The organism is Actinokineospora sp. NPDC051303, from assembly GCF_055586285.1.
The window spans coordinates 20,022-45,495 of sequence record NZ_JBVJIN010000027.1 but is presented as its reverse complement, the minus strand read 5'-3'; the positions used below and the strand labels follow the sequence as shown (position 1 = coordinate 45,495).

The 25,474-nt window shown below is 69.8% G+C and carries 27 protein-coding genes; 15 read left to right on the top strand and 12 right to left on the bottom strand.

From position 1 onward, the window contains the following. Positions 1-341: 341 nt before the first annotated feature. On the top strand, positions 342-971 hold the full coding sequence (locus tag ACZ6SD_RS20880; protein WP_465318615.1) for a GmrSD restriction endonuclease domain-containing protein: 630 nt from the start codon (positions 342-344) through the stop codon (positions 969-971). A gap of 95 nt (positions 972-1,066) precedes the next feature. Next, a complete protein-coding gene (locus ACZ6SD_RS20875) occupies positions 1,067-1,315 on the top strand; it encodes a hypothetical protein (protein WP_465318614.1) in 249 nt (82 codons plus the stop codon). On the opposite strand, the gene ACZ6SD_RS20870 is transcribed toward ACZ6SD_RS20875, so the two are convergent. Further along, positions 1,316-1,726 carry a DUF3151 domain-containing protein gene (locus ACZ6SD_RS20870; protein WP_465318613.1) on the bottom strand — a complete coding sequence of 137 codons (411 nt, stop codon included), beginning with the start codon at positions 1,724-1,726 and terminating at the stop codon, positions 1,316-1,318. A 157-nt stretch (positions 1,727-1,883) separates the two neighbouring features. Here ACZ6SD_RS20870 and ACZ6SD_RS20865 point away from each other — a divergent pair, with 157 nt between their 5' ends. Then, a complete protein-coding gene (locus ACZ6SD_RS20865; protein ID WP_465318612.1) occupies positions 1,884-3,059 on the top strand; it encodes a hypothetical protein in 1,176 nt (391 codons plus the stop codon). A 320-nt stretch (positions 3,060-3,379) separates the two neighbouring features. Here the strand turns inward: ACZ6SD_RS20865 and fbaA are convergent, their stop codons facing one another. Beyond that, on the bottom strand, positions 3,380-4,414 hold the full coding sequence (gene fbaA / locus ACZ6SD_RS20860) for a class II fructose-bisphosphate aldolase (protein WP_465318611.1): 1,035 nt from the start codon (positions 4,412-4,414) through the stop codon (positions 3,380-3,382). An 85-nt stretch (positions 4,415-4,499) separates the two neighbouring features. Here fbaA and ACZ6SD_RS20855 point away from each other — a divergent pair, with 85 nt between their 5' ends. Continuing rightward, positions 4,500-4,784, top strand: a complete 285-nt coding sequence (locus ACZ6SD_RS20855) for a DUF427 domain-containing protein (RefSeq protein WP_465318610.1) — start codon at positions 4,500-4,502, stop codon at positions 4,782-4,784. A gap of 3 nt (positions 4,785-4,787) precedes the next feature. Here the strand turns inward: ACZ6SD_RS20855 and ACZ6SD_RS20850 are convergent, their stop codons facing one another. Then, a complete protein-coding gene (locus ACZ6SD_RS20850) occupies positions 4,788-5,624 on the bottom strand; it encodes an LLM class F420-dependent oxidoreductase (protein WP_465318609.1) in 837 nt (278 codons plus the stop codon). 172 nt (positions 5,625-5,796) lie between these two features. Between ACZ6SD_RS20850 and ACZ6SD_RS20845 the strand changes: the two genes are divergently transcribed. Then, positions 5,797-6,732 (top strand): SDR family oxidoreductase, encoded by a 936-nt coding sequence (locus tag ACZ6SD_RS20845; protein ID WP_465318608.1) that lies wholly within the window; start codon positions 5,797-5,799, stop codon positions 6,730-6,732. Between the two features lie 17 nt (positions 6,733-6,749). Beyond that, positions 6,750-7,214, top strand: a complete 465-nt coding sequence (locus ACZ6SD_RS20840; RefSeq protein WP_465318607.1) for a pyridoxamine 5'-phosphate oxidase family protein — start codon at positions 6,750-6,752, stop codon at positions 7,212-7,214. On the opposite strand, the gene ACZ6SD_RS20835 is transcribed toward ACZ6SD_RS20840, so the two are convergent. Both ACZ6SD_RS20835 and ACZ6SD_RS20830 read right to left on the bottom strand, forming a co-directional pair. Then, positions 7,211-7,807 (bottom strand): hypothetical protein, encoded by a 597-nt coding sequence (locus ACZ6SD_RS20835; protein WP_465318606.1) that lies wholly within the window; start codon positions 7,805-7,807, stop codon positions 7,211-7,213. The two genes, ACZ6SD_RS20840 and ACZ6SD_RS20835, sit on opposite strands and share 4 nt — an antisense overlap. After that, positions 7,804-8,196 (bottom strand): hypothetical protein, encoded by a 393-nt coding sequence (locus ACZ6SD_RS20830; RefSeq protein WP_465318605.1) that lies wholly within the window; start codon positions 8,194-8,196, stop codon positions 7,804-7,806. Before ACZ6SD_RS20830 ends, ACZ6SD_RS20835 begins: the two co-directional genes overlap by 4 nt. 188 nt (positions 8,197-8,384) lie before the next feature. Here ACZ6SD_RS20830 and ACZ6SD_RS20825 point away from each other — a divergent pair, with 188 nt between their 5' ends. Further along, a complete protein-coding gene (locus ACZ6SD_RS20825; RefSeq protein WP_465318604.1) occupies positions 8,385-9,686 on the top strand; it encodes a helix-turn-helix transcriptional regulator in 1,302 nt (433 codons plus the stop codon). Positions 9,687-9,690: 4 nt separating this feature from the next. Here ACZ6SD_RS20825 and ACZ6SD_RS20820 read toward each other — a convergent pair whose 3' ends face one another. Further along, positions 9,691-9,972: a YciI family protein gene (locus ACZ6SD_RS20820; protein WP_465318603.1), complete on the bottom strand. Its 282-nt coding sequence runs from the start codon at positions 9,970-9,972 to the stop codon at positions 9,691-9,693. Positions 9,973-10,062: 90 nt separating this feature from the next. Here ACZ6SD_RS20820 and ACZ6SD_RS20815 point away from each other — a divergent pair, with 90 nt between their 5' ends. From ACZ6SD_RS20815 to ACZ6SD_RS20800, 4 genes are all read left to right on the top strand, one after another. Continuing rightward, entirely contained in the window at positions 10,063-10,692 is a 630-nt protein-coding gene (locus ACZ6SD_RS20815) for a SigE family RNA polymerase sigma factor (protein WP_465318665.1), read from the top strand. Between the two features lie 88 nt (positions 10,693-10,780). After that, a complete protein-coding gene (nagA, locus tag ACZ6SD_RS20810) occupies positions 10,781-11,929 on the top strand; it encodes an N-acetylglucosamine-6-phosphate deacetylase (RefSeq protein WP_465318602.1) in 1,149 nt (382 codons plus the stop codon). After that, positions 11,926-12,177, top strand: a complete 252-nt coding sequence (locus tag ACZ6SD_RS20805; protein ID WP_465318601.1) for a hypothetical protein — start codon at positions 11,926-11,928, stop codon at positions 12,175-12,177. The genes nagA and ACZ6SD_RS20805 overlap by 4 nt, the downstream gene beginning before the upstream one ends. A 411-nt stretch (positions 12,178-12,588) precedes the next feature. Then, complete coding sequence (locus ACZ6SD_RS20800) at positions 12,589-13,260, top strand: VTT domain-containing protein (RefSeq protein WP_465318600.1); 672 nt, start codon at positions 12,589-12,591, stop codon at positions 13,258-13,260. Here ACZ6SD_RS20800 and ACZ6SD_RS20795 read toward each other — a convergent pair. Both ACZ6SD_RS20795 and ACZ6SD_RS20790 read right to left on the bottom strand, forming a co-directional pair. Further along, positions 13,257-13,844 (bottom strand): hypothetical protein, encoded by a 588-nt coding sequence (locus tag ACZ6SD_RS20795; protein ID WP_465318599.1) that lies wholly within the window; start codon positions 13,842-13,844, stop codon positions 13,257-13,259. The two genes, ACZ6SD_RS20800 and ACZ6SD_RS20795, sit on opposite strands and share 4 nt — an antisense overlap. A 69-nt stretch (positions 13,845-13,913) precedes the next feature. Further along, the gene (locus ACZ6SD_RS20790; protein ID WP_465318598.1) at positions 13,914-15,305 is read right to left on the bottom strand and encodes an FAD-binding oxidoreductase; all 1,392 of its coding nucleotides are present in this window, start codon (positions 15,303-15,305) and stop codon (positions 13,914-13,916) included. A 122-nt stretch (positions 15,306-15,427) separates the two neighbouring features. On the opposite strand from ACZ6SD_RS20790, the gene ACZ6SD_RS20785 reads away from it, so the two are divergent. The 3 genes from ACZ6SD_RS20785 to ACZ6SD_RS20775 all read left to right on the top strand — a co-directional run bounded on the left by ACZ6SD_RS20785 (position 15,428) and on the right by ACZ6SD_RS20775 (position 19,487). After that, positions 15,428-16,384 (top strand): alpha/beta hydrolase, encoded by a 957-nt coding sequence (locus ACZ6SD_RS20785; RefSeq protein WP_465318597.1) that lies wholly within the window; start codon positions 15,428-15,430, stop codon positions 16,382-16,384. A gap of 95 nt (positions 16,385-16,479) precedes the next feature. Continuing rightward, the gene (locus tag ACZ6SD_RS20780) at positions 16,480-16,965 is read left to right on the top strand and encodes a MarR family winged helix-turn-helix transcriptional regulator (RefSeq protein WP_465318596.1); all 486 of its coding nucleotides are present in this window, start codon (positions 16,480-16,482) and stop codon (positions 16,963-16,965) included. Then, on the top strand, positions 16,962-19,487 hold the full coding sequence (locus ACZ6SD_RS20775; RefSeq protein WP_465318595.1) for an MFS transporter: 2,526 nt from the start codon (positions 16,962-16,964) through the stop codon (positions 19,485-19,487). The genes ACZ6SD_RS20780 and ACZ6SD_RS20775 overlap by 4 nt, the downstream gene beginning before the upstream one ends. Before the next feature lie 12 nt (positions 19,488-19,499). On the opposite strand, the gene ACZ6SD_RS20770 is transcribed toward ACZ6SD_RS20775, so the two are convergent. Then, positions 19,500-21,083 carry a hypothetical protein gene (locus ACZ6SD_RS20770; RefSeq protein ID WP_465318594.1) on the bottom strand — a complete coding sequence of 528 codons (1,584 nt, stop codon included), beginning with the start codon at positions 21,081-21,083 and terminating at the stop codon, positions 19,500-19,502. After that, the gene (locus tag ACZ6SD_RS20765) at positions 21,080-22,255 is read right to left on the bottom strand and encodes a TRAFAC clade GTPase domain-containing protein (protein ID WP_465318593.1); all 1,176 of its coding nucleotides are present in this window, start codon (positions 22,253-22,255) and stop codon (positions 21,080-21,082) included. Before ACZ6SD_RS20765 ends, ACZ6SD_RS20770 begins: the two co-directional genes overlap by 4 nt. 164 nt (positions 22,256-22,419) lie before the next feature. Here ACZ6SD_RS20765 and ACZ6SD_RS20760 point away from each other — a divergent pair, with 164 nt between their 5' ends. Next, a complete protein-coding gene (locus tag ACZ6SD_RS20760) occupies positions 22,420-23,502 on the top strand; it encodes a helix-turn-helix transcriptional regulator (protein WP_465318592.1) in 1,083 nt (360 codons plus the stop codon). Here the strand turns inward: ACZ6SD_RS20760 and ACZ6SD_RS20755 are convergent. Then, positions 23,499-24,656, bottom strand: a complete 1,158-nt coding sequence (locus ACZ6SD_RS20755) for a hypothetical protein (protein WP_465318591.1) — start codon at positions 24,654-24,656, stop codon at positions 23,499-23,501. The two genes, ACZ6SD_RS20760 and ACZ6SD_RS20755, sit on opposite strands and share 4 nt — an antisense overlap. Further along, positions 24,653-25,216: an ABC transporter ATP-binding protein gene (locus ACZ6SD_RS20750; protein WP_465318590.1), complete on the bottom strand. Its 564-nt coding sequence runs from the start codon at positions 25,214-25,216 to the stop codon at positions 24,653-24,655. Before ACZ6SD_RS20750 ends, ACZ6SD_RS20755 begins: the two co-directional genes overlap by 4 nt. Positions 25,217-25,474 lie beyond the last annotated feature (258 nt).

Sequence of the window (25,474 nt, the reverse complement as noted above, 5' to 3'; positions counted from 1 at the left end):
TTTCCGCCTCCCGCCGCCCCCGCCCACAACAAACCCCACCCTCCCCGGGGGGCCGCCCCGCTCCAGTCTATCGGCTCTGGGGGTGGGCGGAAGGGGGCGGCGAAATCTGTGGACAGCTTTCGGGTATGTGGATAACTGGCGCGGGCAGGCAAGAAAGTTGGTGTACAAGCGGGGCGCCTGCAATGCCCCTATTCAGTGAGAGCAACCCCTGTTAAGCGACCCCTGGCACACCGAGAGCTTTTACAGTAAGTCGTCGGGGTGTCACCCAAAGGTATAACGATCTCCACCTGGCCTCGACACGGTTGGACGGCACCGCGTGATCCCCTGCCACCGGAGGAACCATGTCGAAAACCAGGGCACTACTGGGCTCCTTACTCCTGTCGCTCGCGCTCCTCGTCGGAGTGACCGCCGAGGCGAGTGCGACTCCGCCGAACATTCCGAGCGCGAGCACCGCGCAGGCGGAGTTGGCCGCGCTCACCGTGCGGGCGGACGGTTCGATGACCGGCTACTCGCGGGACCTGTTCCCGCACTGGATCACCATCTCCGGGGCGTGCAACACGCGGGAGACCGTGCTCAAGCGGGATGGCTCGAACGTGGTGACCGACTCGTCCTGCGCGGCGACCTCGGGCCGCTGGTACAGCCCGTATGACGGCGCCACTTGGTCGCTGGCTTCGGATGTCGACATCGACCACGTGGTGCCGCTGGCGGCGGCGTGGCGGTCGGGCGCGTCGTCGTGGACGACCGCGCGGCGGCAGCAGTTCGCCAACGACCTGAGCCTGCCGCAGCTCATCGCGGTCACCGACAACGTCAACCAGGCCAAGGGCGACCAGACCCCGGCGACCTGGAAGCCGCCGCTGAGCTCGTACTGGTGCACCTACGCGAAGATGTGGACGCACGTGAAGTACAACTACGGCCTCAGCGTGAACTCCTCGGAGAAGTCGGCGCTGGCGAGCATGCTCAACACCTGCTGACCCAGCGGTGACCGCGACGCCCCCGCCGGACTCGTCCGTCGGGGGCGTCGCTGTTGGGGGAGGATCGGGCGGCAGGCACTACGGAGGGAAACGCGATGTCGGAGTACTCGTCCCCGTTCAGCGCGGGCCCTGGGGTGATGACCGAGGAGGTCGGCGTCATCACCGGTGAGCTGGAGTTGCGGTCGGTTAGCGACGGCGACGGCGTGGTCACCGTCAAGGTCCGCTACGCGGGCGCCGACGAGTGGTACCGCCTGCGTGGCGGCCAGTGCAAGCTCGCCGACGACGCCGACCACGCCGCCGTGCACTCGCTGCTCGTCGGGGTCCTCAACCGCCCGGGCGGTTGATCAGAGCAGGCCGAGGGCCTTGGGCGCGGCCGGGTCGGAGTCGGCGAGGAACGTCGAGCACCGCTCGTACTCCTCGGTCTCGCCGATCGCCTTGGCCGCACGGGCGAGAGCGGCCAGCGCGCGCAGGAAGCCCTGGTTGGGGCGGTGCGACCACGGCACCGGGCCAAAGCCCTTCCACCCGGAGCGGCGTAGCTGGTCGAGGCCGCGGTGGTAGCCGGTGCGCGCGTAGGCGTAGGCGGCGATCGGCTCGCCCGCGTCGAGCGCCCGTTCGGCCAGGGCGGCCCAGGCCTCGGAGAAGTCGGGCCAGGAGGTGGCGACCTCGGTGGGGTCCATGCCGCCCTCCAGCGCGGCTTGCGGCTCGGCGCGGTCGGGAAGCAGTGTGGGGTCAGGTCCGAGCAGATTCCCTTGCATGGTCTTATCCTGCCGCGACTCATGCGGTCGGGTGAACCGGCCCGCCTCTCGCCCAGCGTGACCAGGTCGGCGCGACCCGTAAGGGAATATCCCTAATTCACCCCAATGATGAGGGCCGCCCTTCCTGCGCGTCGGGGGCCGCAGTCATGATGGCCCGGTGAACCAGGGGACAGCTACCGACGACGACCCGGCCACCAAGGGTCCGGTCGGCCAGTTCAAGGACTTCTTCCGGCTGCACTGGACGCGCGGCGTCGCGGGCCGGGAAACACCCGAATGGGTGTGGCATTTCGCGTACCGGATGTGGTTGCTGGCGCTGCTGTTCAAAATGCTCGGCTCGTCCTGGGACGAGTCGTGGCACTTCAAGTTCCAGCGCGACGACCTGGCTCCGCCGCATTTGATCAACAGTGTCGGCACCGGCATCGCCGTCGTCCTGGTCGCGATCCACAGCTTCACCGGCATGGCCGCGACCCGGCGGTCGCAGCGGCTGCTGCAGAGCGGGTTGGCGGTGTTCCTCATCGCCGCGCCGCTCGACGTGATCAACCACCGGGTCAACGGCCTCGACCTGACCGCGTGGAGCCCGTCGCACGCGCTGCTCTACTTGGGCACCGCGGTGATGATCGTGGGCCTGATCGACGGCTGGCTCGCCGCGGGGCCGGGTGGCCGGGCGCGGCCGTGGGTGCTGGGCGCGTTGTGGGTGTTCTTCCTGGAGAACACGCTGTTCCCCAATGGGCAGCAGGAGTATGGGGTGCTGGAGCTGGCGTCCTGCCTCCCGAATGGCGTTCTCGATCCGAGCACCTGTTACGCCGAGCGCAGTCTGCTGGAGTTCGCGGCCGAGCAGCTCGGCCGGTCGGTCGACTACGAGGCCATCAAGCATTTCGCCCTGCCGATCCCCGACTGGGTGTATCCGATGTGGGGCATCGGGGTGGCCGCGCTGGTTCTGGCGGTCGCGGGCAAGACGATCGGCCGGACCTGGGCGGCGACGGCTGTCGCGGGCGCGTACGTCGCCTACCGCACGGTGATCTGGCCGCTGCTGGTCCTGGGCGACTTCCCGCCGTCGACGGTGCCGTTCTACCTGCTGTTCGTCGGTGTCGCCGTGGACGTCGTGCGCAGGCTGAGCCTGCCGCACGCCGCCGAGGCGCTGGCGGGCGCGGCGGCGGTGACGGTGCTCGGGCATGCCGCGCTGTACGCGCAGGACGTCCTGGTCGCCGCCCCACCGGTCGCCTGGTGGTCGGCGCCGATCACGTTCGCCCTGGTCGCCGCCCTCTGGTGGGCCGGGCGCCCGCTGGCGAACCTGATCAACCGCCGCCCCGCCCTGGCCCCTGCCACGACCTGACCAGAACGGCACGCGGACAACCCCCTCGGAGCCGGACAAACCTGGGCTTTCCAAACCCAAAGGCGTTCGGCCAGAAAATCGAATCAGACACAATGACAAACGGCCCTCCCAATCCCGGGAGGGCCGTCGTCACAAAATCGCTTTCGGAGCCATTCGAGCCAATTTCGCGCGGCCCCGCACCCACCCGACAACCCCCACCCGTCCCTGGGGGGCTGGCCCCGCTCCAGCGTATCGGCGCAGGTCGGCGGGGCCAAGGGGGCGGGGTGGGGCCTGTGGATAACTCGGAGGCGGCGGGGTGGGCGAAATAGCGAAAGCCGAGGTCAGCCCGCGATCATGCGGCCCGCGCTCTTGAGATGTTCACACGCCTGGGTGATGCGGGCGGCCATGGCCTGCTCGGCGGCCTTGAGGTAGCTGCGCGGGTCGTAGGTCTTCTTGTTGCCGACCTCGCCGTCGATTTTGAGGACGCCGTCGTAATTGGTGAACATGTGCGCGGCGATGGGGCGGGTGAAGGCGTACTGGGTGTCGGTGTCGATGTTCATCTTGATGACGCCGTAGGACACCGCCTCGTGGATTTCCTCAAGCAGGGAGCCGGAGCCGCCGTGGAAGACCAGGTCGAACGGCTTGGCGTCGGCGCCGAGGCCGAGCTTCTCGGCGACGACTTCCTGGCCCTGCTTGAGGATCTCCGGGCGCAGCTTCACGTTGCCCGGCTTGTAGACGCCGTGCACGTTGCCGAAGGTCGCGGCCAGCAGGTAGCGGCCCTTCTCGCCGGTGCCGAGGGCGTCGACGGTCTTGAGGTAGTCCTCGGCGGAGGTGTAGAGCTTGTCGTTGATCTCGTTGGCGACGCCGTCCTCTTCGCCGCCGACGACGCCGACCTCGATCTCCAGCACGATCCGCGCCTTCGCGGCCTTTTCCAGCAGGTCGGCGGCGATCTGCAGGTTCTCTTCCAGCGGCACCGCCGAGCCGTCCCACATGTGCGACTGGAACAGCGGGTTCTTGCCCGCGTCGACGCGTTCCTGGCTGAGCGCGATCAGCGGGCGGACGAAGCCGTCGAGCTTGTCCTTGGGGCAGTGGTCGGTGTGCAGGGCGACATTCACCGGGTACTTCTCGGCGACCACGTGCGCGAACTCCGCCAGCGCGACCGCGCCGGTGACCATGTCCTTGACCTTGGTGCCGGAGGCGAACTCCGAGCCGCCGGTCGACACCTGGATGATGCCGTCGCTCTCGGCTTCGGCGAACCCGCGCAGCGCGGCGTTCAGTGTCTCCGACGAGGTCACGTTGATGGCGGGGTAAGCGAACTCGTTCGCCTTGGCCCGGTCCAGCATCTCCGCGTAGACCTCGGGTGTGGCGATGGGCATCTGTGGTCCTCCTCGGGGTGGGCCTGCGCCGTTCTGGCGCATCCTACGAGCAGCGACCGCCGCCCGTCTTGGGCAGACTGGCCCTATGGCCACCGCTACCTGGAACGGCGCGATCATCGCTGAGAGCGACGACACAAAGATCGTCGAAGGCAACCACTATTTCCCCATCGATTCAGTGCACCAGCAGTACCTGCGCCCGTCGGAGTCCACGTCGGTGTGCCCGTGGAAGGGCACAGCGAGTTACTACACGCTCCATGTCGACGGGCAGGACAACGTCGACGCCGTCTGGTACTACCCGGATCCCAAGCCCGCCGCGGCCGAGATCAAGGGCTATGTGGCGTTCTGGAACGGCGTCGACGTCACCGACTGAAAATCACCCGATCGCGGCGGCAAACCTCCGGTAAGCCGCCCGGTCGAGCCCGCCGCCGGGGGTGATCACTTGCAGCGCCACGTGGTCGGCCCCGGCGGCGAAGTGCTCGTTGACGCGGGCGAGGACGGCGTCCTCGTCGCCCCAGGCGACTAGGGCGTCGATCAGGCGGTCGCTGCCTTTGACGTCGTCTTCGCTGAACCCGAGCCTGCGCCAGTTGCGCACGTAGTTGGGCAGTTTGAGGTACATGTCGAGGGCTTCGCGGGCGATTTCGCGTGCCCGCCGGGGGTCGCTTTCCAGCAGGACGTGCTGCTCGGGGGCGAGCAGCGGCCCGTCGCCGAGGATGTCGCGGGCCTGCGCGGTGTGTTCGGGGGTCACCAGGTAGGGCAGGGCGCCGCGGCTGCGTTCGCCCGCGAGCTGGACGGCTTTGGGGCCGAGGGCGGCGACGGCGACGTCCCGCGCGGGCACGGCGAGCTGGTCGAGGTAGTCGGCGAGCTTGCTGAGCGGGCGCTCGTAGACCTGGTCTGTCGCGGCCTCCACGAGGGGTTTGTGGCTGTTGCCGACGCCGAGGATGAACCGGCCGGGGTGGCGGGTGGTGATGCGGTCGTACTCGGTGGCGACCGCGGCGGGAGCGGCGGTCCAGATGTTGACGATGCTGGGGCCGATGGCCATGGTCTTGGTGCCGTCGAGCAGCCGTTCCACGAGGCCGAGGTCGGCGTCGGGCAGCGCGCCGAGCCACAGCGCGCCGAAGCCGAGTTCTTCCAGCTCAGCGGCGACTTCCTCCTGGTCGGGCCAGAGGAAGGCCAGGCTCCAGATCCCGATTCGGCCCAGTTCGACTGTCATCCCGCCTCCAGGTTGTTCGCCTTTTTACGAACTGTAGCGCCTGTGGGCCGAAACGGGGCGCGAACCACTCGGCCGGGTGTCGGGCCGCCGCCGAATTACCTGTTACTCGCGGTAGCTTACTCACGGTAAGTTGGGGTACGGTGCCGGAACATTCCGTTTCCTGGAGGCACCGATGGGCGTGACGAACCTGCTGGCCCGTGAGCAGAGCGTCAAAGGCAAGGTCATCCTGATCACCGGCGCGGCCCGCGGCCTCGGCGCCGGTCTGGCCAAGCGGCTCGCCGCCCGAGGGGCCAAGGTCGCCCTGGTCGGACTCGAACCGGCGGAGATGGCCGCGGTCGCCGCCGAATGCGGGCCGGACGCCGCCGTGTTCACCGCCGACGTCACCGACTGGGCCGCGCTCGAAACGGCGGTCGCCGGCGTGGTCGAGCGCTTCGGCGGCATCGACATCGTGGTCGCCAACGCGGGCATCGCCGCGGCGGGCTTCATCCGCTCCATCGACCCGGCCGCCTTCGAGCGCACCATCGAGGTCGACCTGCTCGGCGTCTGGCGCACCGTGCGGACCACGCTGCCGCACGTCATCGACCGCAAGGGCTACGTGCTGGTGGTGTCCTCGCTCGCCGCGATCACCCACGCCCCCGCGATGGCCGCCTACGCCGCGTCGAAGGCTGGCGTGGAGGCGTTCGCCAACAGCCTGCGCGCCGAGGTCCGCCACCTGGGCGTCAAGGTCGGCGTCGCGCACCCGTCCTGGATCGCGACCGACCTGGTCCACGGCGCCGACGAGCACCCGGTCTTCGGCCCGCTGCGCTCGGCGATGCCCGGCCCGATCGGCAAGACCCACCCGGTGCCGCTGGCGCTGGACGCGCTGGAGCGGGGCGTGCTGCGCCGCGACCGGTCGATCCACGTCCCCGGCTGGGTGGGGCTGCTCAAGCTGGTCCGCGCGTTCCTCCCGCCGGTGATCGAGATCGGTGGCAAACTGCGCGGCAACCTCGTCGCCAAGGCCGACAAGGCGGCGCTGGCCGACATCGCCCAGCGCGGCGCCGAGGTCTCCTCCCGCCCGGTCGGCGCGGGCGGAGCCGCCGCGGTGCGCAAGCCCGCGGCCACGCGGTAGGACCAAGGGAGACAGCGGTGTCGAAGCGGGACCAGATCACGATGACTCCCGACGAGGTCCGGGAGTTCCTGGGCGCGGAGCGGGTCGTCGCCGTGGCCACCATCGGCCCCGGCGGCAGGCCCCACCTCGCCCCGCTCTGGTACATCCCCGACGGCGACACCCTGTCCACCTGGACGTACGGCTCGTCCCAGAAGGCGGCCAACCTGCGGCGCCTGCCGCAGGCCACCCTCCTGGTCGAGGCAGGTGACTCCTACGACCAGTTGCGCGGTGTCTCCCTGGAATGCGACGTCGAGATCGTTGAGGACACCGAGCGGATCACCGCCATCGGCGCCGCCCTGACCCTGCGCTACACCGGCAGCGAGGAAGCGGCCACGGCCGCGTCCCAGTTCGTCCGGGCGCAGGCGGCCAAGCGGGTCGGCCTGGTGTTCACCCCGACCAAGGTCGTCTCCTGGGACCACCGCAAACTCGGCGGAACGTACTAGAGGTCCAAGACCGTGCGGTCCCCGAGTTCGCGGACCAGCTTCCCCGCGAGCGTCCAGGCGATGGCGGGGTCGGTGAAGGGCACGACGCGCCGCTCGACGGGCACCGGGCCAGGCTGTCCCGCCTGGTAACGGACCCCGTCGACCCCGACAAGGGCGAACGATTCCACCCCCAGCAGGATGTGCCCCTTCCGCAGCGCAGGGCAGACGGTCACCGACTGGCGCGCGCAGGGCAGGCAGATCGGCGGCTCGTCTACTAGGACCTCCGGCGGCCACGGTTCGCCGGTGTCGGGGAGCAGCCACAGGACGCCGTGGTCGGTGAGGTCCGCCGGGGCGCCGCAGACCTGGCAGAGCAGCCCGCGCATCGCCTTGCGCTGGCGCACCGGGTGCATCGTGGCGAACCGCGGCGTGCCGTGCCCCCGCCCGTCCGTGGGCCGGTCCCAGAGGACGCCCATGCTGTCGCGGTCGCCGGACGTCTCGTCGGCATAACCGATCCCGCCGCCGGGCCGCTCCACAAGGTGCGGCAGGTCGTCCCAGTGCTCCTCGCTCCAACTGGAGACATAGGGAACGACGAGTCCCGTCCCGCCCGCGCTCACAGCGCACCCCCCGACACGGTCTCCAGAACACGATCCTGGGGCGAGTCCGGCAACAACACGCTCACCGGAATGCCCTCGCGCGGCGCTCCCGGCTCACCCGGCGCGGGAATCTCAGCGAGCTCCCGGGCGACCTCGGCCACCGCGGTGCCGTGCGTCATCCACACGATGAGGTCGTCGTCGGGCACCACGCGCAACCCCACCACCTCCCGCCCGAAGACGAACACCGCGTCGGTGTGCCGCCCCCGCCCGCGACTCGCCGCGACACCAACCGCGAGGTCGTCTTTGGTAAGCAGGTGAAATCTCCATCCGTGGTCCCGCGCGGCGGACAACGCGCGCAACTCCGGCACGCGGGCGATGGCATCGGCTTCAGTGATCACAGAGTTCGGCATCCGATCGACTCTCGCTCGGCGACAACAGGGGGTGTCCACGACCGACTTTCCCGGTTCCGGCATCGCGGCCCCAGAGGGCAGGTTCCGGCATCTCGGCGGCCGAGGGTTGGCCAGATGTGGGGATGCCCGCTCTGACCAGCGGTAACGAGTCATACGCCGTGCGTGACAGGTATGCGAGACTGGACGGCATGGCGGCACGACGCGACCGACTTGCCCGGGCCCGCAAAGCGGCGGGCTACACCCAGGAACGCCTCGCCGAGGAACTGCACATCGACCGCACCGCCATCCACACCTGGGAATCCGGCAAACACGAACCCCTGCCCTACCTGCGGCCAAAGCTGGCCCGCCTACTCGGCCTCACCCTCCGCGAACTCGAAACCCTGCTAGCGAACGAGGACCCAGCCGAGCCGCAAAGCAACAGCACGAACGAGCAACTGACGGCCTTGATCCACCATTGGATGGACAGCATGAAACGTCGCGAACTTCTGCAACTACTCGGCTGGACAGTCGCCACCGCAGGCTCACCGTTGGCCGCAAACCTGAACACCGACGAACAAGAACGCGTGGCCAAAACCATCGCCACCCCTCGTCGGGTGGACGAGCAAGTGATTGAGCACATCGAAACCATCTACTGGTCCTGCCGACGACAAGACGACACACCACTCGGGGGACAAGCCGCGCTCCCCACCGTGCTCGCGCAAATCGCGCTCACGCAGACGATGCTTCCCCACTGCCGCGACCACCTTCGGCCGAAGTTGCTGTCGACTCAGAGCAAGCTCTCAGACCTGGCCGGATGGCTGCACACGGACAGCCGAAGTTATCAGGATTCTCACCGGCATATGGAGCAGGCCCGCCTGTCCGCGCACGAAACGCGAGACCCGGCGTTGGCCAGTTTCGTGCTCAGCCGGATGAGCTACACGGCTCGGGCGGAAGGGAACGCATACCGCGCCATAGATTACGCGGAAGCGGCCCGCAAAGGCGCGGAACGAAGCGGCGACGCGCTGCTACAGGCTCTCACCGCAGACGAAATCGCCCGGGCCTACGCTGAGGACGGACAAGTTTCCCCGTGTCTGGAAGCGCTCGACGAGGCCGAAAAAGCCCTCAACGCGGCCACGCCGGAAACCAATCCCCAATCATTGGCCTACTTCTACAACGATGGCCTGCTTTCAAGCACCAAGGCAAAATGCTTCCTGGCGCTCGGCCGTCCCCGCGACGCGGCGGCGGAAGCACACAGCTCGCTCGCGCGACAAGGCGGGGAGCGGGTGCGCGACAATGCCTACACAATGCTCTACCTCGCCGACGCGCACATCCAGCTCCAGGAACCCGACGCCGCCGCCCTGGTCATGGGCGACGTCATCGAAGCGACCACCCGAAATCAATCCATGCGCCTGCGCCAACGGCTGCGCCACACCCGTGCCGCCCTGAAGCCGTGGGACGGTTCCGACGCTGTGCGGAAGCTTGACGAGCAGTTGGCCGGGAGCCAAAGCTGATCGGTCAGCCAGCCCAGGGGCCCAGCAGGATCTTCCATTCGCGGATCGCGCGGTCGGCGGCGACGCCTTCGGTGGTGTATGGGTCTTCGGCGAGGAGGTTGTCCAGTTCGGCGCGGTCGGTGGTCTTGACGACGAAGAAGCCGCCCAGGTCGTCGGCCCAGGGGCCCGCGGCGATCACTTGGCCGGTCTCGACCAGGCCCGCGATGTAGTCGCGGTGCGCGGGGCGGACGGCCGCCAGGAGGTCGCGGTCTTCGACGTAGCGGGTGTCCACGGTGAACCAGGTCATGCGGCCATGATCGCAAGGTGGGTTTCTGCCCCGTCGGGCGGTGTGTTCGCTCGGTGCGAACGGTAGGGTTTATCCGTGGCAGGGGATGGCGTGCAACCAGGTGACTACCCTCCGGCGCGGGGGTTCCTCGGCGCGCAGGGGCAGCCAGCGGAAGGCAACGCGGAGCGCAGCGTCGAGCACACGCTGACCCGGTTGCGGGCCATCGACCTCAAGAGCGCGCCCCCGCCGCAGCCTGAGGCGCCGCTGACCCTGGAAGACCTCTACCGCACGCACCGGATGCGGCTTGTCCGGTTGGCGTTGTTGCTGGTGGACGAGCCCGCGACAGCTGAGGACGTGGTGCAGGAGGCGTTCACCGGGCTGCACCGCAACTGGGGTGGTCTGCGGGATTCGGCCGCGGCGGTCGGGTATCTGCGCACGGCGGTGGTCAACGGTTCGCGCAGTGTGCTGCGTAGGCGTAAGACGGCACGTGAGTACACGCCGCCGCACGCGGTGAACGCGCGGTCGGCGGAGAGTCTGGCGATGCTGACCGCGGAGCACCAGAGCGTGGTGAAGGCGCTATCGCAGTTGCCGCCGCGGCAGCGGGAGGTGCTGGTGCTGCGGTACTACGGCAACCTCACCGAAGCCGAGATCGCCGAGGCCGCGGGCATCTCCAAGGGCACCGTGAAGTCGACGGCCAGCCGTGCGCTCGAAGCCCTGCAGAAGATCATGAACACCCCGTAGGTCCCCCCATCGGGGCCGTTTTGGTTCAGACCACTCGCGGTTTAGACCAATACACTGCACTCCACGCGCGCACGCCTGGAGGTCCACCATGGCAGGACGGCTCATCGCGGGCGGCAGGCTCGTCACCCCGGACGGCGTGCTGGACGACGGCTGGCTGCTGGCCGAGAACGGCCGCATCGCCGCCATCGGCACGGGTGAGCCGCCACGCGCGGACGAATGGGTCGACGCGGGCGGCGGCTGGGTGGTGCCGGGTTTCATCGACATCCACTGCCACGGCGGCGGCGGCCAAACGTTCATGTGCGCCGACCCGGCCCGCGCCCGCGTCGCCGTCGACACCCACGCCCGGCACGGCACCACGACCCTGCTCGCCAGCCTGGTGTCCCGCCCGGTGCCCGAGTTGGCGGACCAGGTCGCGGCCCTGCGCGAACTGGTCGAGGACGGCGTGCTCGCCGGGGTCCACCTGGAGGGCCCGTTCCTCTCCACCGCCCGCTGCGGCGCCCACGACCCAGCCATCCTGCGCCCACCGGACCCGGATGCGGTCGACGCACTACTCAGCGCGGGCCGGGGCACCGTGCGGATGGTGACCCTGGCCCCGGAACTCCCCGGCTCGGTCGACGCGGTCCACCGCATCGTCGACACCGGCGCACTAGCCGCGATCGGCCACACGGACGCGACCGAGGCCCAAGTCCGCCCCGCTGTCGAAGCCGGGGCGACGGTGGCCACCCACCTGTTCAACGGGATGCGCCCCCTGCACCACCGCGACCCCGGCCCAGTGGGCGCACTCCTGGACGACGAACGGGTCACCGTGGAACTGATCTGCGATCTGGCGCACCTGACCCCAACTGTCGTCCGCCTCGCCGCCCGCCACGCGGGCCCCACCCGCACAGTCCTGGTAACCGACGCGATCGCGGCAGCGGGCGCGGGCGACGGCACCTATGAGGTCGGCGGCCTAGCGGTGGTGGTGACAAACGGCGTGCCCACCCTCGCGGGTGGCACCGCACTGGCAGGCAGCTCCCTCACCATGGACACAGCTTTCCGCAACCTGGTCACCACCTGCGGCCTATCAATCCCGGAAGCCGTCACCGCGACCGCCACCCACCCCGCAGCCCTGCTGGGCCTATCCACCACAACCGGCAGCCTCACAACGGGCCTGGCAGCGGACGTAGTCCTGCTGGACCAAACCCTGCACACCACAGCAGTCCTCCGCCAAGGAACCTGGGTTACCGTCACCCCATGACCGAGGCCGACCCAGAACGCCTCCTCACCGAGGCATTACGCGCACAAGCGGCCCGCACCCCTCTCCCCGAAGCCACCGTCTCCGGCTACGGCCTGCTCTCCAACAACGACCTCCCCCTCACCCAGCCCGACCCACCACCCCACCAGGAGCCCACGCCCCCACCCCCGCGCGCGTGGTGGGTACTGATGCTCGCCCTGCTACTCGGCCTGGCAGCAGGCGCGGTAGTCGGCTTCCTGACCCTGCTCTGAGCCTCCAGCCCGCCAGGCGGAAACCCCCGCCAGGTGCTCGGCGGGGGCGAGCAGCAAACCCGCCTCCTGCCAGGCCGAACCCGCGCCCACCAGGTGCTCGATGGGCCGGACCGACCAGCGAACCCGCCCCCCACGAAGCCGAACCCGCGCTCGCCCAGTGCTCGATGGGGTGGAGTGGTTTCTTTGGGGGTGAAGGAAGATCCCTAAACTCGCCGTGGTCGTGGGGCCGAAGGCTCCCCACCCGTCTTTCCCACGACGGGATCTTCCTTCGTAGGGGCCCCAAAGAAACCACTCCACCCCATCGAGCAGACAGCAAGCAACCAGCCCCCGGAAACCAATTCACCCCATCGAGCAAGCCCCCAAGCCCACACGGCACAGAAAGCGCACAGCCGCCCCCTGTACCTTGTGGGCGTGCGCGCTGCCGACCTCCCCCTGAACCTGGCCCTGCTGCCCTCCTGGCTGGACCCAGAGGTAATCCTCCGCGGCCTGGGCCCCTTCCTGCTGCCCGGCCTCTGCCTCATCATCTTCGCCGAGTGCGGCCTGCTCCTGGGCTTCTTCCTGCCCGGTGACTCGCTGCTGTTCACCGCGGGCCTGTTCGTCGCGAAGGACTTCATCTCGACGCCGTTGTGGGTCGTGTGCGTGCTGCTGACCGTCTGCGCGTTCGTGGGCAACGTCGTCGGCTACTACATCGGCGCGAAGGCGGGTCCGGCGTTGTTCAACAAGCCGGACTCGAAGCTGTTCAAGCGGGAGCATGTCGACAAGACGCACGCGTTCTTCGAGAAGTACGGGCCGAGGGCGATCGTGTTGGCGCGGTTTGTGCCGATCGTGCGGACGTTCATCACCGCGATCGCGGGTGTCGGGCGGATGGACCAGCGGAAGTTCTTCGTGTACTCGGCGGTCGGCGCGGTGCTGTGGGCGACTGGGGTGACTGTGCTGGGGTATTTCCTTGGGCAGATCCCGTTCGTGCACGACAACCTTGAGGCGATGATCCTGCTGATCGTGTTCATCTCGATCGTGCCGATCATCATCGAGGTCGTGAAGGCGCGCCGGGAGCGCAAGCGGGAGAGCGGGCCGGTCGCCTAGGCGGCCCAGATTTGCTGGGCGGCGGTGACGGCCGCCGCCTGGTATGGGGGTAGCAGCGTGCCCTCGACCAGCACTTCCACTGGCCATTTCTCCTGGTTGCGCACCCATAGTCGGGACGTGATGGCGTTGTGCGCGCGCAGTTCGCTCACGCCCGCGCCGACTTGGACCAGGTAGACCCAGGTGGGTGGGTTGGCGGCTTCCGGGAGGGGGTCGCGCCAGGCTCTGCGGACGCGGCGGGCGCCGAGAAGCGCGGCTTCGGTGGCGACGACTTCGTCGGCCGCGATCGGGTTGGGGGCGTCCTCTGGGGCGGTGGGGCTGAACCGGTACGCCAGCGGGGGCGGGGTGTCGGCCACCGGGATGGCGGCGAGGTCGTCGCCGTCGGGGAACAGGGCCCGGATGAGGGCGGCCTCGTCCGCGGTGATGGCGACGCCTTCGTAGTGCAGGTTCAGCAGCAGCGCCGAGAGGGCGATCTCGGTTTCGCCCGCGAAGAACTGGGCTTGGACGACACCCACGACGTCATCGGAGAGCCTGCCCGACAGGCGTCGGCAGACCTCGGTGGCCGTGGCGAAATGCTGTTGGTCCATCGTCTCGCCGTTCTGTCAGCCCGCGATCAACTTCTTACTGACGTCGACGTTAGCGCGCTGACAACCCCCCTATGCAAGATCGAACATGGAGCCGGGGTTGAACAGGTTCTCCGGGTCGAGCGCCCGCTTGATCGCGCGGTGCGCGCGCAGGCCGATGGGGCCGATCTCGCGGGCGAGCCAGTCGCGTTTGATCTTGCCGATGCCGTGTTCGCCGGTGACCGTGCCGCCCAGGCTTAGCCCCAGGGCCAGGATGGCGTCGAAGGCGCGGCGGGCGCGGGCGAACTCGTCGGCCGAGGCAGGGTCGTAGACGATGGTGGGGTGCATGTTGCCGTCGCCAGCGTGGCCGACGACGGCGACGCGCAGGCCGACGTCGGCGCTGATCCGGGCGCAGCCCGCGATCAGGTCCGCGATGCGGGTCCGGGGGACGCACACGTCGTCGGTCAGCCACGCGCCGTAGACCTCCAGCGCGGTGAGGACGGCGCGGCGGGCGGTGAGCAGCAGGGCGCCTTCGGCCAGGTCGTAGGTGGTGTGCGCCAGTTCGGCCCCGGCGTCGCGGCAGACCTGCTCGATGGCGGCCAGGTCCCGGTGCGCGGCCTCGCCGCCGGAGTCGGACTGGCAGATCAGCAGGGCGGCGCAGCCCTTGCCCGCGCCGAGTTCGGTCTTCAGGTGCGTCTCGACGGCCTCGATGGACACCGCGTCCATGATCTCCATCAGGGACGGCACGACGCCCTCCCGCACGACCCGGGTGACCGCGGCGCCCGCGGCCGCCGTCGAGCCGAACGCGGCGACCAGGGTGCCGGGGGCCTGCGGGAGCGGGCGCAGCGCGACGGTGGCTTGGGTGATGACGCCGAGGGTGCCTTCGCTGCCGACGAACAGCCTGGTCAGGTCGTAGCCCGCGACGCCTTTGACGGTGCGGCGGCCGGTGGTGAGCAGTTCGCCGTCGGCGAGGACGACGCGCAGGCCGAGCACGGAGTCCGTGGTCACCCCGTACTTCACACAGCACAGCCCGCCCGCGTTGGTGGCGAGGTTGCCGCCGATGGTGCACCAGTCGTAGCTGGATGGGTCGGGCGGGTAGAACAGGCCGTGTTTCTCGACGGCGCCGCGCAGGTCGAGGTTGACCACGCCGGGTTCGACCACGGCGAGCCGGTTGTCCGGGTCGACCTCCAGGATCCGGTTCATCCGGGTGGTCGCGAGCACCACGCAGCCCGCGATGGCGTTGGCCGCGCCGGACAGGCCGCTGCCCGCGCCGCGCGGCACGATCGGCACGCCGTGCTCCGCGCATGCCCGCACGACCTCTTGCACCTGTTCTGTGGTCGCGGGCAGGGCGACGGCCAGCGGCGCGCCGTGCGGCGCGAGCGGCATCATGTCGCGTTCGTAGCCCGCGGTGACGTCGGGATCGGTCAGCACGCCGTCGTCGCCGAGCGCGGCCCGCAGCCGCGCCAGCAGGGCATGTGTGTGCACATGGGTAACCGTAGTCCTTCGCCCGTCACCGAATTGGGACGTTCAAACCGTCGGCGGTCCCTCGATCAGTGACTTACAGTTGATGTGTTGGGTGTCACTGGCGACACCTTCGGGGAGGGAACATGGCTGACACCATGCCGGGGCCGAGCGTGCAGGCGAAGGCGCTGGCCAGGTTCCTGATCAGGAGCATCCGCCCCATCGGCGACCGGATCACGCTCCAGGGCGCGCACCTGCGGTTCGTGCGGGAGGCGTTCGACGCGACCGGGTTCACGCCGCTGCCCAGGGGCACCAAGGTCCGCGCGGTGTCCGAGCCGCACGGCTACGGGGACGTGGCTGGGCTGTGGATCTGCGCCCGGGACGCCGACGAGAGCGCGGGCGCGGTCCTGTACCTGCACGGCGGCGGTTTCGTGTTCGGCTCGCTGCGCACGCACCGGCACCTCGCCGCGTGCCTGTCGCAGACTTCGGGCCTGCCGGTGCTGTTGCTCGACTACCGGCGCGCGCCCGAGCACCCGTTCCCGGCCGCGGCCGACGACGCGCTCGCCGCGTACCGCTGGCTGCTCGACCAGGGCTATCCGGCGAACCGCGTGGTCGTGGCGGGCGACTCGGCGGGCGGGCATCTGACCGCGGGCCTGCTGGCCGATCTGACCCGGCAGCGGATGGCCATGCCGGGCGCGGCGGTGCTGTTCTCCCCGTTCCTCGACCTGACCTGCGCGGACCTGGACGAGCGGGACGCCGCGTGCCGCGACCCGTACATCCCGCCGGACCGCGCGCGGGAGGCGGCGGCCCATTACGCGGGCGAGTTCGGCGTCACTCATCCGAGACTGGCCGTGCTCAAGGGCAGCAAGCGGCGGTGGCCGCCGATGCTCATCCAGGCGGGTGACACCGAGTGCCTGTTGGGTGATTCCGAGCGGATGGCGGCCGCGATGCGCCGGGCGGGGGCGCACTGCGAGTTGCAGGTGTGGCCCGGTCAGGTGCACGCCTTCCCGGCGTTTTCCCCGCTGGTGCCGGAAGGTCGTTTGGCCATCCGGTATGCCGGGGAATTCCTCCGTGGCGCTCTTGAGGAGGTCCTCGCCGCCTGACGGGGTTGAGTGCTCACTAGTGGCTTGCGATCACGCCGAGAAAAGAACATGCTTGGCCAACGCAACCAGTTGTAGAGTGCAACCAAGGACACGGCATGGCGGAGACGATCCCCGAGGACCTGGCGACGGCCGATGAGCTCGGCCACCAACTCGTGCGCTTCCTGCGGCTGAGCAACCACGCGAAGCAGCACTTCACCACCGGCTCGCGCGACGCCGTCGAGCGCTCCAACTACGCCCTGCTCGCCACGCTCGTGCAGGTCGGGCCGCTGCGCGCGAACGCGCTCGCCGAGGCCATGCACTCCGACCCGTCGACGGTGAGCAGGCAGATCAGCGCGCTCGTCGCGCACGGCCTGGTCGAGCGGCGCGCCGACCCGGAGGACGGCCGGGCCTGCGTGCTCATGCCGACCGCCGAGGGCAACCGGGTGTTCGCCGAGACCCGGGCGCGCCGCACCCGGCAGATCGCCCGGCTGCTCGCGCCCTGGCCCGCCGACGACCGGCGCGCGCTGGTGCGCCTGCTCGGCCGCCTCAACACCGATATCGAGAATTACAGCACTGAGAACCATCTGGGGGAGCCAGCATGACCGCCGCCACCGCCCCGGCGAAGCACGCAGCACAGGAGGATTCCGGCCTGAGCCACCGGCAGATCCTGGTGATCCTGTCCGGCCTGATGCTCGGCATGTTCCTGGCCGCGCTCGACCAGACCATCGTCGGCACCTCGATCAGGACCATCGCTGACGACCTCAACGGCCTGAGTCTGCAGGCGTGGGCCACGACCGCGTACCTGATCACGTCCACGATCACGACCCCGCTCTATGGCAAGCTTTCCGACATCTACGGCCGCAAGCCGTTCTTCATCACCGCGATCACGATCTTCATCGTCGGGTCGCTCGCCTGCACGCTGGCCACGTCGATGTACGAGCTGGCGGCCTATCGCGCGCTCCAGGGGCTCGGCGCGGGCGGGCTGATGTCGCTGGCGCTGACGATCATCGCCGACATCGTGCCGCCCCGGCGGCGGGCCAAGTACCAGGGCTACTTCCTGGCCGTGTTCGGCACGTCCAGCGTGCTCGGGCCGGTCATCGGCGGGTTCTTCGCCGGGCAGGGCGAGATCCTGGGCATCACCGGCTGGCGCTGGGTGTTCCTGGTGAACGTGCCGATCGGCGTGGTCGCGCTGTTCGTGGTCACCAAGGTCCTCAACATCCCGCACCAGCGCCACGACCACCGCATCGACTACTTCGGCGCGGTCTTCCTGTCGGTCACCGTGGTGCCGCTGCTGATCGTGGCCGAGCAGGGGCGCGAATGGGGCTGGGGCTCGACCAGGGCGCTGGCCTGCTACGGCATCGGGTTCGTCGGCCTGATCGCGTTCCTGCTGGTGGAGCGCGCGATGAAGGACGAGGCGCTGATCCCGCTGCGGCTGTTCCGCACCTCGACGTTCGCCATGACGATCATCGCCGGGACGATCCTGGGTGTCGGCATGTTCGGCGGGATCTCCATGGTGCCGCAGTATTTGCAGATCGTGCGCGGCATGACGCCCACCGACGCCGGGCTGATGATGGTGCCGATGATGCTCGGCATCATGATCGCCTCGGTGACCTCGGGGCAGATCACCTCGCGCACCGGGCACTACAAGGTGTTCCCGATCATCGGCTCGGCGCTGCTGGTCACCGGCCTGCTGCTGTTCCACACCGTGCGGGTCGAGTCGCCGCTGTGGCAGCCGATCGTCTACATGACGGTGTTCGGCCTCGGCCTGGGCAACTGCATGCAGACGCTGACCGTGGCCGCGCAGAACGCGGTGCCGTTCCGGGACATGGGAGTGGCCACCGCGTCGGCGACGTTCTTCCGGCAGCTCGGCGGAACCCTGGGTGTGGCGGTGTTCCTGTCGCTGCTGTTCAGCACGGTCGCGGACAACATCGGCTCCGCTTTCCGCGCCGCGGCGGCGAATCCGGAGTTCCAGGCCGCGATCGCCGACCCGGCGGTGCGCGCGAACCCGGTCAACCAGCCCGTTTTCGCCGCGCTGGAAGGCGGCGGGGGTGGCGCGGTCTTGCAGGACTCGTCGTTCCTGCTCAAGGTCGACCCGCGGCTGGCGCTGCCGTTCCAGCAGGGTTTTGTCGAGTCGATCCACCTGGTGTTCCTGGTCGGCGCCTGCGTGATGAGCCTGGCGTTCGTGGTGTCGCTGTTCATCAAGGAGATCCCGCTGCGGATGACCAGCGGCATCCAGAGCGCCGCGCTGGAGGGCGCGGCGGCGCCTGCCGAGCCGCCGAAGGACGACAAGACCCCGGATGGGGAGCACAGCAACGGTTTCCTGGCGTTCCAGCCTTCGGCGCTGCGAGTCAGCGCGGCTGGCTCACCCCCTGGCCTGCGCGGCCAGGTGCGTCGGCCGGACGGCTCGGCGCTGCCCGGCGCCGCCCTGACCCTGATCGACGCCGACGGCCACCAGGTCGGCCGCACCGGCGCGGGCGACGACGGCGGCTATCTGCTGGACGCCCCGCTGCCCGGCTCCTACGTGCTGATCGCCTCGGCGCCGGACCACCAGCCGAGGGCGACCACCGTGAAAGTCCGAACTGGACAGTCCACTGTAGACGTGACGTTGGCTGGCGCGACCGTCCTGCACGGCTTCGTCATGGCCGCGGACGGCCACACTCCGGTCACCACGGCCAGAGTGACCCTCACCGACGCCCGCGGCGAGGTGGTCGAAACCCAGCCCAGCGCCTCGGACGGAAGCTACCGTTTCAGCGGCGTCCGCGCGGGCGCGTACACCTTGGTGGTGAGCGCGGAGACATTCCGCCCCGCCGCCCTGCCGCTCACGGTGCCCGCCACCGGCGAAATCCGCCACGACATCGAACTGGTCGGCGGCACGGAACTCTCCGGCACCGCCCGAACCACCACCGGCGACCCCGTGCCCGACGCGAGAATCACCGTCCTGGACTCGACGGGCAACGTCGTCACCGTGACCACGACCAACCCGGACGGCCACTACCTGGTCGACGATCTCGCCGAAGGCGACTACACCGTGATCGCCAGCGGCTACTCGCCCACCACCAGCCAGATCCGCCTCACCGCTGGCCGACCGGGCGAGCACGACATCACCCTCGGCCACGACGAGTAGGAACCCACGGCCCTACCGCAGGGTGAGATCACCGAGACAGAGCGCGCCGAGCACGGGAGCGTCGCTCACCCGCAGTTCGATGGTGTCGACCGCCCGCTGGTCGACACCATCGAACTGGGCCAACGGGATCTCCACGACATGCCACCACCCCGGGTGCGAGTCGGCGACCCGGGTGGCGACCTCCTTCGGCTTCCGATCCCGGCCCAGGAGCCGGACCCGGAGGGTCGCCGGTCCCACGTCGACCCGGGTGCGCACCGCGAGCACACGGTAGGGGCTGAGGTCTTTTCCTTTCCAGGTGACGGAAAGATCGTGCGGTCCCGCCCCCGACCACCCGACCGACAGACCCGCGCAGTTCGGGTCGCGACTGAGGACGACGGCCTTGGACGCGGCCTCCCGCGCGTCCGCCCGCGCGGCGACCGGCCACAGCACACACGCCAGACCGGGTGTCGCGCACGGCGCGGGTTGGGGGGCGGGCGTGGGCGGGGCGGTCGTGGGGACAGCGACGGTCGGCGTCGGCGCGGACGGCTCGGGCACGGCCACCACCAGCAGCACCGCCACGACCAGCGCCACCACCCCCGAGACGACCAACACCGGCGTCCGCGCCCCGGCCCACCACGGCGCGTCCCGCCACCTGCCCTCGCTGCCGGACGCCGTCCCGACAACCACCGGCGCAGCCGCCCGCTCCGCACTCGGCGTGTCCGCACCCGTCCCGGCCTCGGGCGAAGAGTCCTCCTTCCGCCCCTGCGACGAGCGGGCCGCGCTTTCGCCCTCGGCAGACGGCCCGGCTGCCGCGTGCTCCGACCCCCGAGGCAAGTCCGCATCGACCCCAGTCCCAGACGGCCCTCCGGCGCCCGACTCAGCAGCCGTCCCGGCCCCGATCGCCCGGCCATCCTCGATCCCGGCCCCAATCGCCCGGGCACCCTCAATGCCCGCCCCGATCGCCCGGTCACGGTCGATCCTGGCCCCGATCACCTGGTCACCCTCGATGCCCGGCGCGGCGCCCGGACCGCCCGGCGCCCCGGCGTCCACCGGCCGCCCGGCCGCGGGCGGCAAGCCCAGCGGCCGTCCGCCCCCGGTCGCCGCGGGCAGGCCGAGTGCGGGCCGCGGCCCGCCCGCCGGAGGCAGCCCGGCCACGACGTCGGTCGAGGAGCGGCGCCGGGGGGAGCCGAGCGACAGCGGGGCCGACGAGCGCAGGGTGAACGTCTCTTCCCGTTCCCAGAACTCCCGGTACGCGGCCACGACCTGGTCGTGCGCGGAGGCCATGTCCTCGGCGCTGACCGCGGCCCGCGCCGTGCGCACGACCAGTCCTTCGGTGATCCGGATCGGTCGCCCGCTGCCGTCGCGCAGTGGCTCGTCCGCGCCGAGGCCGAAGTCCGCGGCCATCGCGGTGAACACCCGAAACAGCGCGGTGGCCCCGGTTTCCGGCACCGGGTGCACCACCACCCGCCCCGGCGGGGTGTCCTCGCCGACTGCGATCCGGGCGAGCTGGCCCGCCTGCCCGCGTTCGACCAGGAAGTCGGGCGCGACGACGACCCGGTGTCCCTCCTCGCGCGCCCGCCCGACCAGGAACGGCCATGCCCGGGTTCGCGCGCTCATACCCGGCCTTCCTTGCCCGAGCCGTCGGCAACCGAGTAGGCCTCGGCGGCCAGGGTGTTCAGGTAGCGCAGGACGTAGCGCATCGCGTCGGGTTCGGTGATCGTCGCCGGGACGTGGCCGGGGCGGCCCGCGACGAGCCGGGCGTAGGCCGCCGGGGCGGCCGACTTGAGGGTGAACGAGACCGTGCCGAGTCCGAACAGCGGGATGTCGATGCTGATCAGGCCGAACACCTTCATGGCGTGCACGAACAGCGTCGAGAAGGCGCGGACCGGGTGCGGGGTGTCGGTGTTCGAGCGGACGATCTCGGTGTCGAACACGTCGGGCAGCGCGCACGCCAGCGGGGCGACGACGTTGACTGGCTGCCAGTGCACACGCGGGTCGGGGTTCTTGCCCAGCACGCCTTTCTCGTTGGGGCGCAGGAAACCGTTAGTGCCCGCGGCGCTCACCGGGATGACCCGCACCACCGCCGCGCCGCGGTTGGCCCGGAACTTCCCGAACGGCGGGTACTCGTCGAGCCGGGCCAGGACTTCGTGGAACTGGTAGTGCGGTTGGAGAAGGTCCCATTTGGTGAGGATGAGGTGGACCGTCGTCTGCGGCGCGTACGACAGCAGCACCAGCAGCCGTTCCAGGCGGGTGAAGAACTTCCGGCTCGGCCGGGACTCCATCAGCTTGCGCACCTCGGCTCCGTCGAGGATGCCCATCAGGATGTCGCTTTCCTTGACCGCGGCAAGGATCTTCGGGTCGGTCTCGTTGGCCGCGGCGAGGTCGAGGACGTGCTCGCCCGCGTAGTCGAGGTAGCTGATGCCGAACGGCACGTGCCGCTGCCCGCCCGCGGTGCGCATGGTGAAGGCGAAGTCGTAGCTGGTGATGTCGCCGAGGGTGGTGCCTGCGGGCATGTCGGTGTCGCGGGACTCGATGGCCTCGGTCAGCGCGAGCAGCCGTCTGCGGGTGTTGTCGTCGGTCTCGATCGACACCCGGTCGCCGGTGATGGCCAGTTCGCGGAACATGCTGGCGAGCAGCACGGTTTTCCCCGCTTCCGGGCCGCCGAGGACCATGACCTTGACGGTCGGGCGGGTGGTGATGGCACGCTGCGCCATCTTGCGGTTGGTCAGTCCGGCGACCATGACCAGAACGACGAGGACGATCAGGGCGGCGGTGATACCGGAGTCCATCAAACGGCGCTCCTCAGCCGGGAAACGCGGGCGCGCGCATCCGCGATGCGGAAATAGTGATCTTTGCCACTGCCGTTGCGGGGCACTGGTTCGACGTCGATGACCGTATCCAGCGCGAACAGCGGCGGATATCCCACAACTGTGGTGGTACGACTGGAGGCACCGTGGCCGACGACTCGACCGACGCGGCGGCGCGGGTGTTCGCCCGCTCCGCCGACACGCGCGCGACGGCGCTGGAGGTGCTGGACGGCGCGGTGACGGCGATCCTGACCGTCGTGCCGGTCGACCTATGGTGCGCGGTCCTGCTGGACCCCTCGACGCTGCTGGACACCGGCGGCCAGCACCGGTCGGGTTTCCCAGAATCGGTGATGGGGCGGCTGTTCGAGATCGAGCACGCCGAGCAGGTCGGCGTGGACAACCTGCGGGCGCTGGCCCGCCGGGGCGCGCGGGCGAGCGCGTTGTCGCTGGCGTCCGAGGGCGAGCTTGATTCCGCGGTGTACTACCAGGACATCCTGCGCCCCCTGGGCTTGGCCGACGAACTGCGCGTGGTGCTGCGCGGCGGCGGGCACGTGTGGGGGCTGCTGGTGCTGTGCCGGGAGGGGAAACCGTTCACCGAACGGGAAGTCTCGGTCGCGGCCGGGGTCAGCGGACCCGCGGCGCGGTCGTTGCGCTCGGCCCTGGTGCTCGGCGGTGTGGCCGACGACCGCGCCCCCGACGCGCCCGGCCTGGTCGTGCTGGACCGCGACAGCGGTCTGGTTTCCGCCCCTGGCACGGGAAAGCGGTGGCTCGACGCGATCGCCGAGCCCGGTGTCACCGCTGAGGTGCCCTACGCGGTGCGCGCCATCGCGACCCACGCCGCGGTGGGCGAGGAGCCCGTGCAGGCCCGCCTCCGCACCGTCACCGGCGCTTGGGCCACCCTCAACGCGTGGCAGCTCGGCGGCGGCCAGGTCGCGGTGGCGATCGGACAGTCCGGGCCGAGGGAACTGGCCCCGCTGGTGCTCGACAGCTACGGCCTGACCGCCCGGGAAAGGGTTGTCACGGAACAGGTTCTGCGCGGCAGGCGGACAGCCGAGATCGCCGCGGCCCTCCAGGTGTCCCGGTACACGGTGCAGGACCATCTGCGGGCGGTGTTCGACAAGGCCCGGGTCCGGTCCCGCCAGGAGCTGATGACGGCGATCTTCTACAACCACTACCTGCCCCACCTGGGCGGCGGCCCCCTCACCACCGACGGCAGGCGGCCGGACTAAACCACCGACACCACAAGGAGTCCGAACAGCAGGAGATCCGGTCCGCGCACAAGTTGGTAGACCAGCCCGATGGGCGCGTACACGCCACCGACGTCGACGGCGCCCGCGACGTCGTAGTCGATGTCGGGTCGGGTCGCTGTGCGGGCGGCGGCGAGGACGGCCACCGGCAATGCGGCGGGCGCCCAGGGGAGTCCGAAAAGGACGGTCAGGCCCGACCAGGCCAGGCCGACGACGGTCAAGACAACCACGCTGGTCGCCTTGATCGTCCGGTTTGTCGCGGGCAGCCACCGCCTGCGCCCGGCGACCCGCAGTTCGGCCAGGGCTCCGCCGAGCGGGAGGGTCACGAAGTAGGCGGCGAGGCCCGTCCACCACAGTGGGTCGACCACAGGGAAAACGCGGTGCAGCACCGGCATGGCCAGCGCCAGGAGCAGGGCCAGCGGCAACGCCTGGCGGCGCGCGAGGACGCCCGCGACGACATAGTGGACGGTGGTGGTCAGGCGCAGCCGCACCGGTCGGGCGGTAGGCAGGAGGGCGAGGAAGTCGCCGAACGCGGCCGACACCGACCGCAGCACGCGGGCGTTCCAACCACGGACCAGCGCGTCGCGACGGGCGCGGTCGGGTGGCCCGGTGACGGCGAGCGCGGCGACGGCCAGGACGGCGGCGGCGGCCCACAGCACCGGCGCCCCGGCGAAGAGAGCGGCGAGCACGGCCAAGAGAAACGGGACAACGAGTTCAACGGCGGGCCTCTTAGCCTGTCTTCCCGCACAGCGGTAAGCGAAGACAGCTGTGACAGCGAACAACACCGCGGACAACCCCAACGGCGGCCACCCAAGCACCAGAGCCGCCGCGACAAACAGATAGCCAACCACCCCGAACCGAACCGCCCAGGCAACGCGCAGGCGCCGACGGACCGGACGGTCGCGTTCCCCGGTGTCGTCCCAGGTCAGCCGAGCCGGATTGATCCACACATGGTCACGACGCAACAGCGATAACGTCGCCACAGCCAGGGCGAGCAAGAGAACCGCGAGGGCAGCACCGGACGGAACGGCGTGCGAGCCAACGAACTTCTCCCGCAGATCACCCGCCTTGTAAAACGGCAGGGCGAGCAACCCGACGACAACAAACCCGGGAACATACTTGTCAGAGTGCTTCACGTCAGGTCGATGACCTGATCAGCCACCGCGTCCACCAGCGGCGGAAAATGACTGGCGACCACCACCCCCACCCCACCCGCCTTGACGTCCCGCACCAACCCGGCCAACCACTCCCGCCCAGCCGCGTCCAACGCCCGCTCCGGTTCATCAAGCAACAACAACCGATGCGGCCTAGCCAGCGCCCCCAGGAGCAGCAACCGCCGCCGCTGACCAGCGGAAAGCTGAAACGCAGGCACCTCAGGCAAGCTGTGCTCCGGCGCGACCCCCAACAGATCAAAATGCTGACCGGGCGTGAACTCGTCAAACAACGCCGAGTCATCCATCAACACCGACACAACCCGACGAAACCCCACCTCCCGCTCATCGGGCACCCGCCCAACAACCGCGACGTCCCCCTCAGTCAACTCCTGCGTCCCATACAAACACCGCAACAACGTCGACTTCCCCACCCCATTGGCCCCAGTCAACGCAACGCACTCACCAGCGGAAACCTCTAAATCAAGCCCCCGAAACAACCACCGCTCCCCAACCGCGACCCCCAACCCACGCCCCTCAATCACCACACCCCTCCGAACGCCCCACCCCCAACAGCGGTTCCCCACCACAACCACCCCCGGCCAAGCACTTGATCAGCACCCCACCAAACGCGCACCCGCCCGATGGCACACAACCGGCACCCCCACCAAGCCCACCAACGCCCGCCAAGTGCTCGATGGGGTGGAGTGGTTTCTTCGGGGGAGAAGGAAGATCGCTAAGCTGGCTGCGCGTGTGAGGCCGGAGGCTTCCCACCCTCTTTCACACGGGCGATCTTCCTTCGT